Annotated in this window: 17 protein-coding genes; 9 read left to right on the top strand and 8 right to left on the bottom strand. The window is 68.8% G+C overall.

What is annotated here, in order from left to right; genetic code table 11:
- Positions 1–74: 74 nt before the first annotated feature.
- Genes EV640_RS03975 through EV640_RS03965 form a run of 3 tightly spaced genes read left to right on the top strand, consistent with a single transcriptional unit; the run spans position 75 to position 2,246 of the window.
- A complete protein-coding gene (locus EV640_RS03975; RefSeq protein ID WP_166645867.1) occupies positions 75–878 on the top strand; it encodes an alpha/beta fold hydrolase in 804 nt (267 codons plus the stop codon).
- Positions 875–1,621: an alpha/beta hydrolase gene (locus EV640_RS03970; RefSeq protein WP_133725866.1), complete on the top strand. Its 747-nt coding sequence runs from the start codon at positions 875–877 to the stop codon at positions 1,619–1,621. The genes EV640_RS03975 and EV640_RS03970 overlap by 4 nt, the downstream gene beginning before the upstream one ends.
- 43 nt (positions 1,622–1,664) lie before the next feature.
- Positions 1,665–2,246, top strand: coding sequence for a TetR/AcrR family transcriptional regulator (locus tag EV640_RS03965; protein ID WP_036477785.1), 582 nt, complete (start codon positions 1,665–1,667; stop codon positions 2,244–2,246).
- Positions 2,247–2,270: 24 nt separating this feature from the next.
- On the opposite strand, the gene EV640_RS03960 is transcribed toward EV640_RS03965, so the two are convergent.
- Positions 2,271–3,413 carry an MFS transporter gene (locus EV640_RS03960; protein WP_051501478.1) on the bottom strand — a complete coding sequence of 381 codons (1,143 nt, stop codon included), beginning with the start codon at positions 3,411–3,413 and terminating at the stop codon, positions 2,271–2,273.
- Positions 3,414–3,741: 328 nt separating this feature from the next.
- Here EV640_RS03960 and EV640_RS03955 point away from each other — a divergent pair, with 328 nt between their 5' ends.
- A complete protein-coding gene (locus EV640_RS03955) occupies positions 3,742–4,806 on the top strand; it encodes a 2,3-butanediol dehydrogenase (protein WP_036477789.1) in 1,065 nt (354 codons plus the stop codon).
- Here the strand turns inward: EV640_RS03955 and EV640_RS03950 are convergent.
- On the bottom strand, positions 4,784–5,449 hold the full coding sequence (locus EV640_RS03950) for a class I SAM-dependent methyltransferase (protein WP_036477793.1): 666 nt from the start codon (positions 5,447–5,449) through the stop codon (positions 4,784–4,786). The two genes, EV640_RS03955 and EV640_RS03950, sit on opposite strands and share 23 nt — an antisense overlap.
- 42 nt (positions 5,450–5,491) lie before the next feature.
- Between EV640_RS03950 and EV640_RS03945 the strand changes: the two genes are divergently transcribed.
- A complete protein-coding gene (locus tag EV640_RS03945) occupies positions 5,492–7,054 on the top strand; it encodes a dihydrolipoyl dehydrogenase family protein (RefSeq protein ID WP_084479749.1) in 1,563 nt (520 codons plus the stop codon).
- Here EV640_RS03945 and EV640_RS03940 read toward each other — a convergent pair.
- Both EV640_RS03940 and EV640_RS03935 read right to left on the bottom strand, forming a co-directional pair.
- The gene (locus EV640_RS03940; protein WP_036477798.1) at positions 7,036–7,659 is read right to left on the bottom strand and encodes a CDP-alcohol phosphatidyltransferase family protein; all 624 of its coding nucleotides are present in this window, start codon (positions 7,657–7,659) and stop codon (positions 7,036–7,038) included. The two genes, EV640_RS03945 and EV640_RS03940, sit on opposite strands and share 19 nt — an antisense overlap.
- A complete protein-coding gene (locus EV640_RS03935; protein WP_084479750.1) occupies positions 7,652–8,377 on the bottom strand; it encodes a TVP38/TMEM64 family protein in 726 nt (241 codons plus the stop codon). Before EV640_RS03935 ends, EV640_RS03940 begins: the two co-directional genes overlap by 8 nt.
- 100 nt (positions 8,378–8,477) lie before the next feature.
- On the opposite strand from EV640_RS03935, the gene EV640_RS03930 reads away from it, so the two are divergent.
- Positions 8,478–9,158, top strand: coding sequence for a haloacid dehalogenase type II (locus EV640_RS03930; RefSeq protein ID WP_133725865.1), 681 nt, complete (start codon positions 8,478–8,480; stop codon positions 9,156–9,158).
- A 38-nt stretch (positions 9,159–9,196) separates the two neighbouring features.
- Here the strand turns inward: EV640_RS03930 and EV640_RS03925 are convergent, their stop codons facing one another.
- The 4 genes from EV640_RS03925 to EV640_RS03910 form a co-directional block, all read right to left on the bottom strand.
- Positions 9,197–9,895 carry a class I SAM-dependent methyltransferase gene (locus tag EV640_RS03925; protein ID WP_036477802.1) on the bottom strand — a complete coding sequence of 233 codons (699 nt, stop codon included), beginning with the start codon at positions 9,893–9,895 and terminating at the stop codon, positions 9,197–9,199.
- 132 nt (positions 9,896–10,027) lie between these two features.
- Positions 10,028–10,891: a phosphonate ABC transporter, permease protein PhnE gene (phnE, locus tag EV640_RS03920; protein WP_200869356.1), complete on the bottom strand. Its 864-nt coding sequence runs from the start codon at positions 10,889–10,891 to the stop codon at positions 10,028–10,030.
- Complete coding sequence (gene phnC / locus EV640_RS03915; protein ID WP_036477953.1) at positions 10,891–11,703, bottom strand: phosphonate ABC transporter ATP-binding protein; 813 nt, start codon at positions 11,701–11,703, stop codon at positions 10,891–10,893. Before phnC ends, phnE begins: the two co-directional genes overlap by 1 nt.
- Positions 11,704–11,708: 5 nt before the next feature.
- On the bottom strand, positions 11,709–12,683 hold the full coding sequence (locus EV640_RS03910) for a PhnD/SsuA/transferrin family substrate-binding protein (protein WP_084479752.1): 975 nt from the start codon (positions 12,681–12,683) through the stop codon (positions 11,709–11,711).
- 288 nt (positions 12,684–12,971) lie between these two features.
- Here EV640_RS03910 and EV640_RS03905 point away from each other — a divergent pair, with 288 nt between their 5' ends.
- The 3 genes from EV640_RS03905 to EV640_RS03895 all read left to right on the top strand — a co-directional run bounded on the left by EV640_RS03905 (position 12,972) and on the right by EV640_RS03895 (position 15,790).
- Positions 12,972–13,658, top strand: coding sequence for an alpha/beta fold hydrolase (locus EV640_RS03905; RefSeq protein ID WP_133725864.1), 687 nt, complete (start codon positions 12,972–12,974; stop codon positions 13,656–13,658).
- 320 nt (positions 13,659–13,978) lie between these two features.
- Complete coding sequence (locus EV640_RS03900; protein WP_133725863.1) at positions 13,979–14,530, top strand: mycothiol transferase; 552 nt, start codon at positions 13,979–13,981, stop codon at positions 14,528–14,530.
- Positions 14,531–14,707: 177 nt separating this feature from the next.
- Positions 14,708–15,790, top strand: a complete 1,083-nt coding sequence (locus EV640_RS03895) for a type III polyketide synthase (RefSeq protein WP_133725862.1) — start codon at positions 14,708–14,710, stop codon at positions 15,788–15,790.
- Positions 15,791–15,792: the final 2 nt, after the last annotated feature.

Raw genomic sequence — 15,792 nt, 5'->3', positions numbered from 1 at the left:
CTCGCTACGATGGAAAGCCGGAGATGCGCCGGAATGCGCGCTTCCCGCATCACTCGACGAATTCAAGGGGCCCGATGATCCAGCGAAGCACGCCCGGTGTGGGGCTGCGCACCCGGCGGCTGCAGGTCGGCGAGCACGCCGTGGACGTCCGTAGCACCTGCACGACACAGCGCCCACCGATCCTGCTGGTGCACGGGCTGGGGATGTCTGGCGAGTACTTCCTGCCGTTTGCCGACGCGCTCGCAGCCACCCACGATGTCTACGCGGTGGATCTGCCCGGGTATGGCAAGACTCCCAACCCGGACCGCGCACTGAGCATCTCGGAGCTCGGCGAGGTGGTCGCCGGGGTGGCCACACTCCTGGAGCTGGACCGCCCCGTCGTCGTCGGGCATTCGATGGGGTGCCAGATCACCGCTGACACCGTCGCCACCCACCCCGAGCTGTATGCCGGCTATGTGCTGATCGGGCCCACCACGGATCCGGCCGCGCGCAGCTTCCTGGGCCAGAGCTCGCGGCTGATGCGAGACACCCTGCGCGAACCGCCGCGCAACAACGTCATCGTGTTCCGCAATTACCTGCGGATGGGTCCGCTGCGCTACCTCGACACCGTCCGGCACATGCTCAGCCACCGGACCGAGGAGGCCATCCAGCACTGCACCATCCCCGGGCTGGTGGTCCGTGGCGAGAAGGATCCGATCGCCTCGGCCGACTGGGCGCGGCAGCTGGCGGAACTCGCCCCGGACGCGAGATTGGTGGAGATCTCTGATGCTCCGCACGCGCTGCAGATCAACCGCGCGCAGGAGCTCGCCTCGGCGTGTGCGCCGTTCTTGGCGGCGCTCGACGACGAGCGCCCGGACCAGCAGTCGATGCCCGCATGATTCGACGCCCGGGCATGGACGCGGGGTATTCCGGCGCGCGGGGGCCCCTGCGGGTGGTCTCGGAGCTCGGCCTCAACCTCGGCGCCTGGGCGCGTGACTACGCCTACGCGCTGCGCTGGCAGGCTTCCGGGCTGCTGCGCGGTCCGGACCCGCAGGTCTACCGCAGGCCCGGGTCGGAGAAGCCTTCCGTGCTGCTGCTGCCGGGGATCTATGAGACCTGGTCCTTCATGCTCCCGGTGGCCGATGTGCTGCGGGAAGCGGGCTACGACGTGCACGCCGTGGTGGACCTGGGTTACAACGGAGGCACCATCGAAGACATGGCGGACCTGGTGGATGGACACATTCGACGGGAAGGCATCGGACGCTGCGTGCTGGTGGCGCACAGCAAGGGTGGACTGATCGGGAAGCTGCTGCTCACCCGGCATATCGACACCGAACTGATCCTCGGACTGGTCACGCTGAACACCCCGTTCGAGGGGTCACCGCTGGCCCGACTGCTGCCGCTTCCGGCGCTCCGGCTCTTCCTGCCGCGCTCCCCAGAACTCGCCGCGCTCGGTGCCAGCCTTGAGGTGAATCGCAGGATCGTGTCCATCTACGGGCGATTCGACCCGCATATCCCCGGTGGAAGCCACCTCGAGGCCGCGCATAATGTGCAGCTGGGCAGCCGCGGGCACTTCCTGCCCCTGGGCAAGGCCCAGGTGCAGGAGGCGATCCTCGAGGGAGTCGAGCGGGTCGGGCGCTGAGCGCACGGAGATGCCTGCGCAGCTGACGGCCTAGAATGGCCTGATGAGCACCGTTCAGCAGGTTCCCGCGCGCACACGACTGCTCCAGGCTGCTGACCGCATACTCTTCGAAGAGGGCATCCGCGCCACGCCGGTGGATGAGATCCTCCGTCAGGCGCAGGTCTCCCCGGCCACCTTGTACGCACACTTCGGCAGCAAGGACGCGCTGATCGCTGAAGCCCTCCGGGTCCGCTTCGCGGACTGGCGCAGCACCTGGGACGAGCACGTGATCTCCGCGAACGATGACACCGAACGACTGCTGGCAGTCTTCGACGCCCGTGCCGCCTACGCGCAGACCCCGCAGCACCCCGAGCGCTGGTGTGCCTTCCTGGCGACCGCCACCGAGATGATGCCGGAGACCGGAGAGATCAGAGAGGTCCTGGACGCGGACACCGCCCTGCTCCGCACCAGGCTGCTCCACCTCTCCCGCCCGCTGGCCGGTGACCACGCGCAAGACCTCGCCGACGCAGTGCTGCTGGCCTATAACGGGGCCCTCACCGCGTTTCTGCGCGGTCACCCCCGGAGCCCGATCACTGCTGGAAAGCGCCTGGCCGGCGCGGCGGTTCAGGCCTACACCCAGAGTTGAACCGGGCGACCCCGTCACTGGAGCTCACCAGCTGAGCGCAGCACGCTCCGGAGACGCCGTCGCGGCTCTTGCCATGGTGGGCGCAACAGCCAGCACCCCTAGGACACCCGCGACGCCGAAGGCCAGGGCCTCCGAACCCAGGCTCAACAAGACCCCCAGGACAACAGATCCGATCGCCTGGCCGACGGCGAGCGCGATGAACAGCACCGCAGTGCCGGCAGCGGCCTGATCCGGAACCATGCGACCCGCCCAGATGATCAAGACGCCACAGATCGCGGTGTAGCCCGCACCGAAGACGGCCACGGCGAGGTATGCCGAAACCGGCACCCCCGGGGCGAGCCCCAGAGCGATCGTCGAGAGGGCCATCGCCACCGTGGTGAGATTCCACGCGACCGCGACGCTGGCCGCTCGGGTGATCTTGCCGGCAAGCGCGCCCAAGATCCCGAAGGCTCCCAGGACCATCCAGGCGAGGATCGAGTACGCCTCTCCCCCCTCCGTGGATTCCGCCATGATGGAACGCCCAAAGGTCCAGATGGCGGCACTGGAGGCTCCGGCCAGCAGCGCGGCCGTGATCGGCCATCTCAGAGCCGCCAGAAGACCGGCGCGCCGGGTGCGAGTCTGAGGTGTGGCCTCCTGCTGCTCGCGTGGCTGCGCCCGAGAGGACCTGTCCGTCCTCAGCACGGCCAGCGTGACCGCCGCGACGACTGCGGCGATGATCCACCAGCCCAGACGCCACTGACCCAGGGTGAGGAACATCAGCAGACCTGCGACCACGATCCCCGCACCGGTTCCCGCGTTGACCACCGTCTGGGCACTTTCCCGGCGCTGAGCTGGGACATTGGACTCCACCAGGGCCACGAGTCCGGGTGTCGCGAACCCTGCACCGGCACCCGCGATCATCACGCTCACGGCGAAGACGAGGACATGCGGAGATACGGCCACCCCCACGGCTCCGAGCCCAGCCGTCGCACCGGCACAGGTGACCACCAGACGGGGCCGAGCGCCCAGACGGGTGGCCATCACGGCGGCGATGCAGAACGAGAGGAAGCTGCCTGCCTGGATCGAGCCGGACACCACAGAACTCATCTCGAAGGTCTCGGTGAACCGGGGCAGGAAGAGCCCGTACCCGAAGCGCGCCAGCCCATAGGTCGCGGCGATCAGGGCCATGCCGCTGACTACAAAGGTCCGCACTGTGGGCCCCCAGAAGATCGAAAACAATAACGACCGTTACGCTACACCAAAACGCTGGGTTTTCTGCCGCGCGGACCCCGGTAGAGCACCCGGATGTGGTCGGCGAGCATCCCCACCACTGCCAGGTCGTGGCTGATGAGCAGGATGAAGCACACCACGATCACGAATCCTGTGAGGAGCCATACCTTCTCTCTTGGGGTGCAGAAGAGTTTCCCTGCGCGAGACCTGGTGCTCTGCCAGGGTGCGAGGAGTAGTCTGCGAGAGTCTCGACCCCGCTCGGATCAGCCCTCAGGAGACCCTCGCCATGCGCGCAGCACGCTACTACGACCGCAAAGACATCCGCATCGAGGAGATCGAGGAGCCTGCGCTGAAGCCAGGACACGTGGCCATCGATGTCGCCTGGTGCGGCATCTGCGGCACCGACCTCCACGAGTATCTCGAAGGCCCGATCTTCGTCCCGGCCCACGGACACCCGCACCCGATCTCGGGCGAGTCCGCCCCGGTCACGCTCGGACATGAGTTCTCCGGAACCGTCACCGAGGTCGCCGAGGACGTGACGGATCTCGCCCCCGGCCAGAAGGTCGTGGTCGAGCCCTACATCATCCGTGAGGACGTCGAGGCCAGGCCCGGGGTCGACTACCAGCTCTCCCCGGATATGAACTTCATCGGCCTCGGCGGCCGAGGCGGCGGACTCAGCGAGAAGATCGTGGTCGAACGGCGCTGGGTCCACCCGATCGCGGACCACGTGGCGCTCGATCACGCTGCGCTGATCGAGCCTCTGGCCGTGGGCCACCACGCCTTCGTCCGGTCCGGCGCCAAGACCGGTGACATCGCGATCGTCGGCGGGGCGGGCCCCATCGGCCTGCTCACCGCCGCGGTGCTCAAGGCCGAAGGGCTCACGGTCTTCATCTCCGAGCTCTCCGAGGCTCGCAAGGCCAAGGCGCGGGAGACCGGCGTCGCCGATGAGGTCTTCGATCCCCGCGAGGTCGATGTGGCCGAGGAGGTGCGCCGGCGCACCCAGGGTCGGGGCGCCGACGTCGGCTTCGAATGCTCCTCGGTCCCGGTGGTCCTGGACATGCTCTTGGATGCAGTGCGGCCGGCCGGAGTCATCGTCAACGTCTCGATCTGGGGGCACAAGCCCGCGGTCGACATGCCGAAGCTGGTGCTCAAGGAGATCGCGCTGCTGGGAACCATCGGCTACTCCAACGACCACCAACGCGTGATCGAACTCGTGGAGGACGGCAAGATCGACCTCGGTCCGTTCATCACCGGCAGGATCGGCCTCGACGGGCTGGTCTCTGAAGGTTTCGAGCAGCTGATCACCAACAACGAGGCGCACGTCAAGATCATCGTCGACCCGCGGGCTTGACCCCGGTGCGCACCTGAAGGTGACCGCCGCGCGCCGAGTCGGCCCGCACATCGACGCAGTCTCGTCCCACCGCCGTCCAGGGGTGCACCTCGATGTCGGCGCCTCCCAGCCAGCAGGCGACCCGGGCCAGCGGGATCATCGGCGTGCTGAGTCCGCTGGGCCGTTGCATGTCCAGGACTCCCAGCTGCGCCTCGGGACTGGTGAGCTGCCACAGGTTCTCCCAGGCCCGCTCCCACGGGGACATCAGGGACAGCGAGTAGGTGGCCAGACCGATGCCAGAGAGGCCATGTCCTCCGGCCTCGGCGATCTGCGCTGAGACCTCGGAGGCGACCATGGTCGTGGCGTCGGCCTGGAGCAGGATCACGTTGTCCCAGCCCTGGCGCTGTGCCCGCTTCCTGGCCTGGGCGAGCATCTGGGCGCTGCGATCGATGCCCACGATCCTCCCGCCCGGGCCCACCCGGTTCTGCAGCAGCGGAAAGTTCAGCCCGGTGCCGCAGCCGAGGTCCAGGATCTGGTCTCCTGCGCTCAGCGCCAGGGATCCGACGAGCCGGCTTCGTCCCGCACCGTAGACGGGGTGCTCGGCGGAGAGCAGATCGTAGAAGGGGGCGAACGCCGTGTACTTCTCGGCGCTGGATCTCTTCAAGGCCAGGCTCCTCTCCCGCGTACGCTGGGCACGACGGCGCCCATGGTTCACCGCCCAGGGTATGTGCTGGCGCCGGTCCTCGCTTTCCCGCTGCTGAAGGAGCTCACCGTGGATGACCTGATCGATCTGCTGGTCATCGGCGGCGGCACCGCCGGGATCGTCGGCGCGAAGACGGCGGCGCGGCTGGGCGCCCGGACGGTGCTGGTCGAGCAGCACCGGACCGGCGGTGACTGCCTCTGGACAGGGTGCGTGCCCTCGAAGACCATCCTTTCCGCGGCTGCGCGGGCGGCAATGATCCGCGAGGCCGCGGGCATCGAGCCCGATTTCGACAAGGTCCGGGAACGGATCAGCGCGACCATCACCACCATAGAGCCCGCTGATTCACCAGCGGCCCTCGAACAGGCGGGCGTGACCGTGATGCACGGGACCGCCCGGTTCGTCGCCCCGGGCCTCGCCGAGATCTCGGACGCTGCTGCCGCGGGCATGGCCGGGACCGCCGGCTCCATCGATGGCGCGGCTCAGCGGATCCGCTTCCGTCAGGCCCTGGTGGTGACGGGCAGCTTCCCCTCGGTGCCGGAGATCCCCGGTCTGGAGGACACCGGATACGTCACCTCGGACACGATCTGGGATCTCACCGAGCTGCCGCCGCGACTGGTGGTGATCGGCGGCGGCCCGATCGCCTGCGAGCTCGGCCAGGCCTTCGCCCGACTCGGCTCCGAGGTGACGCTGCTGGCCCGCTCTGGACTGCTGCCCAGAGAGGACCCCGAGGCCGTTGCCCTGGTCCAGGCCAGCCTGGAACGCGACGGCGTCGAGGTGCTCCTCCACGATCAGCCCGCCCGCGTGCACGCCGCCACCGACGGGCGTGATGGAACTGTCAGCGCCGGCGTCAAGGTGGTCACCACCGCGGCGGGCCGACGGCTGGAGGCCGAGGTCGTCCTGATCGCCACCGGGCGCACCCCGCGCACGAAGGGGCTGGGCCTTCAGCGGCTCGGGGTCGAGTGCGATGACGCGGGCCACGTGGTCGTGGATGCCACGATGCGCTCCTCGAACCACTCCATCTTCGCCGCCGGGGATGTCACCGCGCACCCGAAGTTCACCCACCTGGCCGGGGTCCATGCCAGCACCGCCGCCTCCAATGCGCTGCTGGGTCTGCGGCGTCGGGTCAGCAGCACCATCCCGCGGATCACCTATACCTCCCCGGAGGTGGCCGCCGTGGGTCACACCGCGGCCACCGGCCCGGGGGTGAGGACCTCGACGGTCTCGCTCGAACACACCGACCGGGCGCTGACCGAGGACGCCGCCGAGGGGTTCGCCCGGCTGGTGATCGGCCGGCGCGGCCGGATCCTCGGGGGCACCCTGGTGGGTCCGCGGGCCGGCGAGTCGCTCGGGGAGCTGAGCCTCGCCGTCGCGAATAAGCTGACCACCCGTCAGCTCGCCGGGGTCACCCACGCCTACCCGACCTACAACGATGCGCTGTGGAACGCCGCGGTCGCTCATGCCAGCGGCGGCTTGGACTCCCCTGCGGTCAAGACCGCGACCGGCGCCCTTGCCGGGCTGGTCCGGCGACGACGCCGCGGGCCGAAGTCTCAGCCCAGCGACCGGTAGCCCAGGACGACGCGATGCGCCGCGCTCAGGCACACCAGCAGCGCCCAGACCGCCGCGATCGGGGCGGCTGCGAAGGGGAAGATCAGCCACAGACTGTGCACCAGCACGGTCTCGGCTCCTTCCGCCAGACCGCCCAGGAAGGAGAGCGACCGGCCGTCGTCGAGCGTTCTGCCCTGCTTCTCCGCGATGGAGGAGAACGCGAGGAAGGCGCCGCCGTTGATGTAGTAGGCGAAGAGCACCAGCAGAAAGGGCAGCCAGGGTGCGTCGAAGGCCTCGTTCGCGCCGATCGCCACGCCGATCACCGTCGCCCCGTAGACGATGAAGTCCGCGCAGATGTCGAAGAAGCCGCCCTGCCCGGAGGCCGGCGATGACCCCAGCGCACGACGCCGCGCCAGCGGCCCATCCAGGCCGTCCGCGAGTCGGCAGAGCAGCCACAGGATCAGCGCCGGGATCCACAGCTGGGTCGCGGCCAGCGCGGCGCTGGCCAGACCCGCCACCAGGTTCAATGCGGTGAGTCGGTTCGGGGTCACCCAGGGCACGTCCAGGACGCGGGCGGCGGCGTCTGCTGCGGGGGTGAGCGCAGACCGGAGTCTCGCGTCAAACATCTGTCGTGGTGCTCCTTCTGCGGACTCGCACCGCGTAGGCGATCCCGGCCAGGGTCAGGACTCCGAGTGCGGCGGCCGCCAGTTCGGCCCGAGCGCCCGACTCGAAGCCGTAGGCGCCCAGCGCCAGGTAGCTGGCGGTGCCCGGGATGATCCCGATCAGGGTGCCCATCACGTAGGGCCACCAGCCCAGCGAGGTCAGGCCGGCCGAGTAGTTGATCGCGGTGAAGGGCAGCACCGGGACCAGCCGGACGCCCACGACGGCGGCGAACCCGTGGCGGTCCAGGACCGCTTCCACCTTTGCGACCCGGGTGCCGGTGAACCGTTCGACCGCCTCGCGACCCAGTCCCCGGCCCAGCCAGAAGGCGGCCGAGGCTCCGGCCATCGCGGCGACGTAGACGATCAGCAGTCCTGGGCCGAAGCCGAAGAGCACTCCGGCACCGATGGAGAGCACGTTCTTCGGCACCGGCGCCAGGGTCAGTGCGGCGTAGCCGATCCCGAATCCGAATGGGCCCCACCAGCCTGCCCCGGCGACGAGGGATCGGATCTCCTCCAGCGCAGGAAGGGGGAGCAGCAAAGCAGCTGCGGTGAACCCAGCCAGCGCCAGCACCAGCAGCGCGGCTTTGGTCACCGCAGCTCGGCGGCCACTCGATGCCGCCGCAGCGGAGTCCGGGCCATCTGGGGTCGCGGAGCTGAGGCGGTCCGGCTCCTGGTCAGTCACTCCTCGAGCGTACTGGAGCCCAGCGGCAGCTCACCTGTGTGCGGGTGGCTCGGCCTGGATGCCGGGCCCTGGGAGCCCAGCCCGTGGTAGGAAGAGTGCCATGACTACCTCGCCGCCCGTGGTGCTTTTCGACGTCAACGAGACGCTCTCCGACATGGGACCTCTCGCCGCCGCGTTCGAAGCATCGGGACTGCCCGCCACGGGCGCCCCACTGTGGTTCGCGCAGGTGCTCCGTGACGGGTTTGCGCTGACCGCCACCGGAGAGAACCCGGATTTCGTGGCGCTCGCTGGGGACACCCTGAGACGCCACCTGGCAGCGACCCCTGGAGCGCAAGGCCAGGACGAGGCGGTGGAGCGCATCCTGGGGGTCTTCACGAGCCTTGAGCTTCACCCCGATGTCGCGCCGGCCGTCGCCGCGCTGAGCCGGACCGCAGAGCTGGTCACGCTGAGCAACGGCTCGGCGGAGATCGCGGAATCGCTGCTTGCTCGCGGCGGTGTGCGCGAGCACTTTTCGCGGTGTCTCAGCGTCGCAGAGGCACCGCGGTGGAAGCCCGCCCGGGAGGCCTACGAGTACGCCGCCCAGCAGACCGGGCGGCGCGTCGATGAGCTGATGCTGGTCGCGGTGCACCCCTGGGACATCCATGGCGCCGCCGCGGCGGGACTTCGCACGGCGTGGATCAACCGGACCGGAGCCGCCTACCCGAGCTATTTCAGAACTGCGGAGATCGAGGTCGAGGACTTGGTGGGCCTCGCAGAGATCCTCGCGGGAACCGAGGGGTGAAGAGGCGACCGAGCCTCGAACCCCTGAGTTCGAGCCCCCTAGGTCCGTGCCTCGAGCACGAAGAACATGAAGCAGATGAAGGACCGTCCGACCAGCGGTGGCGGGATCAGCTCGAGCGGCGTGTCGGGATCGTAGGGCGGCTCGGAGACCGATGCGATGTCGAACCCGGCTTCCGTGAAGGCCGACGTGATCGCGGGCAGGGGTCGGTGCCAGTACGTCAGCGTCGCCTCCTGGCCTGCGAAGGTGAATTCATCGGAGAACTGGGTGGTCGCGAAGTAGTCGGCCTTCGGGTAGTTGAGCATGTAGACGTAGGGGTGATTCACCGAGAGGATCAGCCGCCCTCCGGGCTTGAGCACGCGGTGCAGCTCCGCCAGGGGCGCTGACCAGTCCTCGAGGTAGTGCAGCACCAGGGATCCGACCACGTCGTCGAAGGAGTCGTCCGCGTAGGGCAGGGGCTCGCCGAGGTCTGCCACGCGCAGGTCGGTGTCGGCACCGAGTCGCTGCCTCGCGATCTCCACCATCGCCGGGCTCAGATCAAACCCGACGACGTCGGCGCCACCCTCGATCAGCGCGGCGGCGAGCGGCCCGGATCCGCAGCCGGCGTCGAGCACTCGGCGCCCCTCGACGTCACCGGCCAGATCGATCATCGCGGGGCGTTCGTAGTGCCCGTTCACGAAATTTGATTCGTTGTCCGCCGCGTAGGCTGCGGCAAAGCTGTCGTAGGGCGCGGTCTGCATTGCACGGACTCCCGTTCATAGGCTCGGCATTCGAAACCCCCCTGCTTCGCCCATTCCAGCACGTTCGGCGTCCCGTGGCCGGAGCAACACCCGACACACCCGAAACCCGCTCGCCCGCTTGGAGATGACAGGTCAGACCGCGCGCGTGAGCTGGTCCGCTCCCAGCATCCTGCGCCGGACCATGGCGCTGAGCTGCTCGGCGAGCAGCACCACGACCAGGATCATCAGGATGATCGCGAAGGCTGTGTCGAATTGCCGCAGGCTGAACGCTGTGGTCAGCTCACCGCCGATGCCGCCAGCACCGACCATCCCCAGCACGGTGGCGCCGCGGATGGATTTCTCCAGACAGTAGAGGCTGGTCGCGGTGAACGAGGCGAACGAGGCTGGCAGGACGGCCCCGACCACGATCGAGATCTCGTTGGCCCCGGTGGAGCGCAGCGCATCGATGGGTCCACGCTCGACCTCCTCGATCCGCTCGGCGAAGAATCGTCCGGCGAAGCCGATCACGTCCACGGCGATCGCAAGGATTCCCGCCAGCGGGCCCAGGCCGACGGCCATGACGAAGATCAGGGCCCAGACGAGATCGGGGATGGCACGAAGCGACGTGAGCACGAACCGCACCGCATGCGCCAAAGGCTTCCATGGGGTGGTGTTCTGCGCGGCCAGAAGGGCAGCAGGCACGCTGAGCACCACCCCGATGATGGTGCCGATCAGCGCGATCTCGATGGTCTCCAGCATCGCCTCGGCGAAGTTGGGGAACCGCTGCGCATCAGGCGGAAACGCCCCGGAGAGGAACCGCCAGACGTTCTCGGGTGCCCGGAACAGGCGTTCGATCGAGATGTCCATCCGGATCAGTCCGTTGACCGCCAGCCCCAGGAGAAGCACCACGATCACACTGGTGGACCAGCGGGGAGGCTTGCTCCGAGGCGGAGCCGCGGGTCGCCCTTCAGCCGCCGGGGGTGTCCGCATGGCCGCCTCGGTGCTGGGATGCGTCATCACGCTGCTCCCTCAAAGGTCACGTGAGACGGAGACTCTTCCTGGTCCTCGGTGGTGTAGAGCCCCTGGAACTGTTCATCCGCCACCTTGGACATCACCGTGTCCATATCCATCGCTCCGTCGCGAAGCGCGATCACGCGGCGGCCGTAGGCCCGGGCGAGTTCCAACTGGTGCAAGGTGCAGAGCAGCGTCAGACCTCGCTCCTCGGTGATCTCCCACAGAAGGTCCATCACCGACCTCCCGGCCCTGGGGTCCAGTGCGGCCACCGGCTCATCAGCGAGAACCACCTTGGGCTGCTGCATCAGCATCCGCGCGATGGCGACACGTTGCTGCTGACCGCCGGAGAGTTCGTCGGCCCGGCGCTGCGCCACATGGGCCAGTCCCACGCGATCCAGGGCCTCCATGGCTTCCTCACGCTGGTCCTTGCGGGCGGTCCCGGCGAACCAGTTCCGCGGGCTGCCCACCCGGCCCAACGATCCGTGGATGACGTTGGTCATCACCGAAAGCTCTCGCACCAGGTTTATGCGTTGGAACACCACTCCGACCTGGCGCCGCAGTGCGGTGATCTCGCGAGTACCGGCGGTGGTGATCTCGGTGTCGAGGACCCGGACCGAACCGTGCGTGGGTTCGACCAGCTTGGTCAGGCACTTCTGCAGGGTCGACTTGCCTGAACCGTTCGCCCCGAGGAGCACTACCGTCTCACCGGCGTTGACCTGGAAGTTGATCTCCGTCAGCGCCTGGGTGCCGTTGGGAAACCGCTTCGCGAGACCGGAGACGTCAATGACCGGAGGTTGTGCGGAGACATCGCGCACCCGCATCAGTCTTCTTCGGCGTCGTCGTCTGCTTCAGCTGGTTCATTCTCGTCAGGCAGCTGCGAGTAGTCGGAGTACCCGGCAGCCTCGAATGACCGGCGTACTGGGTCGTAGTCACCATCCTGGGCGTCGACGAACTCCGAGCCGATGTACTTGTCGTTCTCCCCGGTCCCTACGATGGCTTCCAGGAGCACCTCCTGGTTCTCCAGCAAGGACGCCTTGAGGTAGTCGGAGCACTCCTCGCCGAGTCCGGTGCGAGCGACGAACAGGTCGTTGGGAAGATCCGGTCCTTCCTCGAGCATCTGGACCTCGTCTTCGCCCATCATGTCCTGGAGTTCTTCGAAGTCGGAGATGCCGCTGCCCAGCGCGTCGCCGTCGCCCCCTGCGAACGCTTCAAGCTGGGTGTCCGCGAGCGGAATGACTTCAACATCACCCACCGTGGGGTCAAGGCCGGCGGAGTCGAGCATCTCCAGCGGGCCGAGGTGCCCCGAGGTGGACCCGACCTCCTTGGTGATGATCTGCCCGCCGGCGAGGTCCTCGACGGATTCGGCGTCGGAGTCCGTGCGGGTGAAGATCGCGGCCTGGTAGTTCTCTCGGGTGACACCCACGATGGGCAGCGCGTCGGCGTCGTGCTTGAGCACCACGTACTCCGCGGGTCCGGTCAGCAGCACGTCGAGGTCGTCGAACTCCAGCGCGGTGGCAGCAGCGGTGCGCGAAGACATCGGCTGGAATTCGATCTCCAGCTCTGTTGCCTCCTCCAAGGCGGCCCGGAAGTCTTCGAACTCCACCTGAAGGACCTCCAGGCCCTCCACTCCGGTGTCGGAGAAGCGCAGCGGCGCGGTTCCGCATGCCTCCTGACCCTCCCCGGATGGTTCTGAAGCGGCGGCGTCTGGTTCGCTGCTACACGCAGCCAGAGCCAACCCAGCGAGGGCGAGGAGTGAGACAGCGGACGTCATTCGCGGCGCGGAGTGGTCAGGCATGGGAATCCCTTCGGTGTTTGCATGGGCTGCCCCGACCTTCACGTACCGATATGACCGGGATGCCGCTGGTCGGTGAACGAGGATCGAACAGCCGGCCACATCCCTGAAGGACTGCTCAGATCACACGGCGAACCGAATCCTCATCCCGCGGCAGCCGCTGCGCCGTTCCCGGGTCGGCCCTGCCTCGGACCGGAACCCTCCTATCGACCGGCGGTCTCCCGCGAGATGTGCGAGACCGGGGCAGACTGACCCTTCCGCTGCCGAGCGCGGGTTCCTAGCATCAACCCCATGACCACTCCCCTGCTGTTCCTCTCCGGCGCCGGACTTCCCACCTGGATCTGGGACGCAGTCCGCTCCCGCGTGGAAGCACCGTCCAGTGTCGCTCCGCGTCCGCGCAGCGGAGAGACCGTCAGCGACTACGCCCGAACGGCCCTGGAGGCGGCCCCTGTCGAGAGGTTCCTGCTGGTCGCGCATTCCTCCGGCGGTGTGGTCGCCGCCGAGCTCGCCCGCCTCGCCGCGCCGGACCGCATCACCGGGGTGCTCGCCATCGCCGCCCTCATCCCGCGGGCGGACGCCTCCTTCGTCTCCTCGCTGCCGTTCCCGCAGCGGTTGATCCTGCCCCTCGTCATGCAGGTGGCGGGGACCAGGCCGTCGGAGGCTGCGATCCGAACCGGCCTCGGCACAGGCCTCGGTGAGACCACCACGCAGCATCTCGTGGCGGATTTCTCCCCCGAGCCGCGCGAGTACTTCACCAGCCGCGCCGCGAACCCAGCCGCCCTGTCCGCACTTCCGGCGCGTGGCTACGTGGTGACCACCGAGGACGCCGAGATCCCCAGCACCCTGCAGCGGCGCTTCGCGACTCGGTTGCACCCCACCGAGACCTTCGAGGTGCGCGCGGGTCATCTGCCGATGCTCACCGACCCGGAGGTCGTCGCCGCCGCGATCGGTGCTCTCGATGACCGATCCGGAGCCTGATCGCGAGCCCCGGTCAGGGCACCCGGTCGGGGCCCCGGGTCGGGGCCCCGGGTCGGAGCCCCGGTCAGGCCCCGTCCGGCCTCCCTGCGGCATCCCCAGCGGCATGCCGAGCCGCCGGGAAACCATCACCTCCCAGCCCGGTTGACCCTCAGGCAGGCACCACCACGGCGCCCAGACCTCGCGGAGAAGTCATGAGCGTCGTCGTCACCGGTGGCCGCAGACCCGAGCCTCTCCACGACCTCGCCAACCCGGGGGTGCGCACCGAACACGTCCGCGCACTCCTCGCCGGATAGCCCGCCCTCGAAGAACAGGTGATCACCATGAGCAGCATCGAGATTCTCCAAGACATCGCGCGCCGCCCGCTCGAGGAGGCACAGGCGCTGCGCCCAGCACTGACGCCCGAGCTGCTCAACGCACATCCGCAGCACCACAACTCCATCGCCTGGCTGCTCTGGCACTCCGCCCGAGAGATCGATGAGCAGCTCGCCGGGCTCTCCGGAGCGGAGACGGTGTGGACGGCGCAGGGCTTCGCGGAGCGGTTCGGCCTGGAACTGGCAGACCACGAGATGGGATTCGGCCACACCAGCGCCGAGGCGCGGCGGATCCGGGCCGGTGACCCGGACCTGCTGCTGGAGCATCTGCGCGCCGTCGTCGAGGCCCAGCTGTCCTACCTGGACTCGCTGGGCGACGCGGACCTGGAGCAGATCATCGATCCCCAGTGGGACCCGCCGGTGACCCGGGCGGCGCGGCTTATCAGCATCTCGCTGGACGCGGTGGCGCATATCGCTCAGGCCGCCTACATCATCGGGATGAATCCTGCCGCGTTCGAGGAACCCGTGGTCCGGGAGGATCAGGCCGAACAGCCCCGGTGAGTCCTCCTCCACCCGGCGGCGTCGGGTGGACCGCGGGCACCTCCCCCCGCCCGGTCGCTGAGGTCGCGGGCCCATCCCCTGCCCGGCGCCTCTCTTCGGCAGGTGTTCTTCGTGACTTCCTGGGCTTCTGCGCAACCTCTGCGGCGGAGAGGCTCGTGACCATGGTTTAGTGGTGACATGCCCGCGCGCATCCTCTCCATCGGCACGGCACTTCCGGCGACCTCGGTGCCCCAGCAAGATCTGCGCGCCTTCTTCGCGGACCAGCCCGACGCCACCCGGTTGACCCGCCGGCTCATCGGGGCCGCCTTCGACGCCGCCGGCATTGAGACCAGGCACTCGGTGCTCACGGGTCTGGGCGGCACCCCGGACGGGGTCTTCGTCGGCGAGGGCGCCACGCTGCTCTCGCCCACCACCGGGACCCGCAACGAGCTCTACCGGCAGAGCGCCCCGGAACTGGCGACCGAGGCCGGGCGCCGCGCCCTGACCGAGGCGGCACTCGCACCGAGCCAGGTGACCCACGTCGTGACCGTCTCCTGCACCGGGTTCTTCGCTCCGGGCCTGGACTTCCGGCTGATCCGTGATCTTGGCCTGCCGCCGACCGTGGAACGCAGCCACCTGGGATTCATGGGCTGCGCGGCAGCGCTTCCGGCGCTGCGCACCGCCTCCCAGATCACCGCCGCGCAGCCCGAGGCCGTTGTGCTGGTGGCCTGCGTGGAGCTGTGCTCGCTGCATATCCGCGACGCCTCGGACGCCGAACAGATCGTCGCCGCCTCGGTCTTCGCCGACGGCGCCGCCGCGGCGGTGGTCACCGCCGACGAGAACCTCGGCACCCCCGGCGGGATCACCCTGGAGAGGTTCGGCACCGCCCTGACCAGCGAGGGCGAATCGGACATGGTCTGGACCATCGGGGACCACGGGTTCAACATGCGGCTCTCCGCCGAGGTGCCGAGGATCATCGGCCGGGAGATCCGCGCCGCCGTCGACCGCTTCCTCGGTGATCAGCCTGCGCCCGCCCGGTGGGCGGTCCATCCGGGAGGCCGCAGCGTCCTGGACCGGGTGGAGGCGGGACTTCAGCTTGAGCCCACCGCCCTGGACGCCTCCCGTGCAGTGCTGCGCGATCACGGCAACATGTCCAGCGCGACCATCCTGTTCATCCTGCGCCAGCTCCTCGCCGACCCCACGGTCAGCGGCCGCATCGCCGCACTGGCCTTCGGGCCTGGGCTGACGGTGGAATCCGCCCTGCTGCACAAGACTCGGTGACC

This window comes from Nesterenkonia aurantiaca (assembly GCF_004364585.1).
In the GTDB taxonomy this organism is placed as follows: domain Bacteria; phylum Actinomycetota; class Actinomycetes; order Actinomycetales; family Micrococcaceae; genus Nesterenkonia; species Nesterenkonia aurantiaca.
Note: the sequence above shows the minus strand (reverse complement) of the source record. Positions and strands in the feature narration are given on the sequence as shown.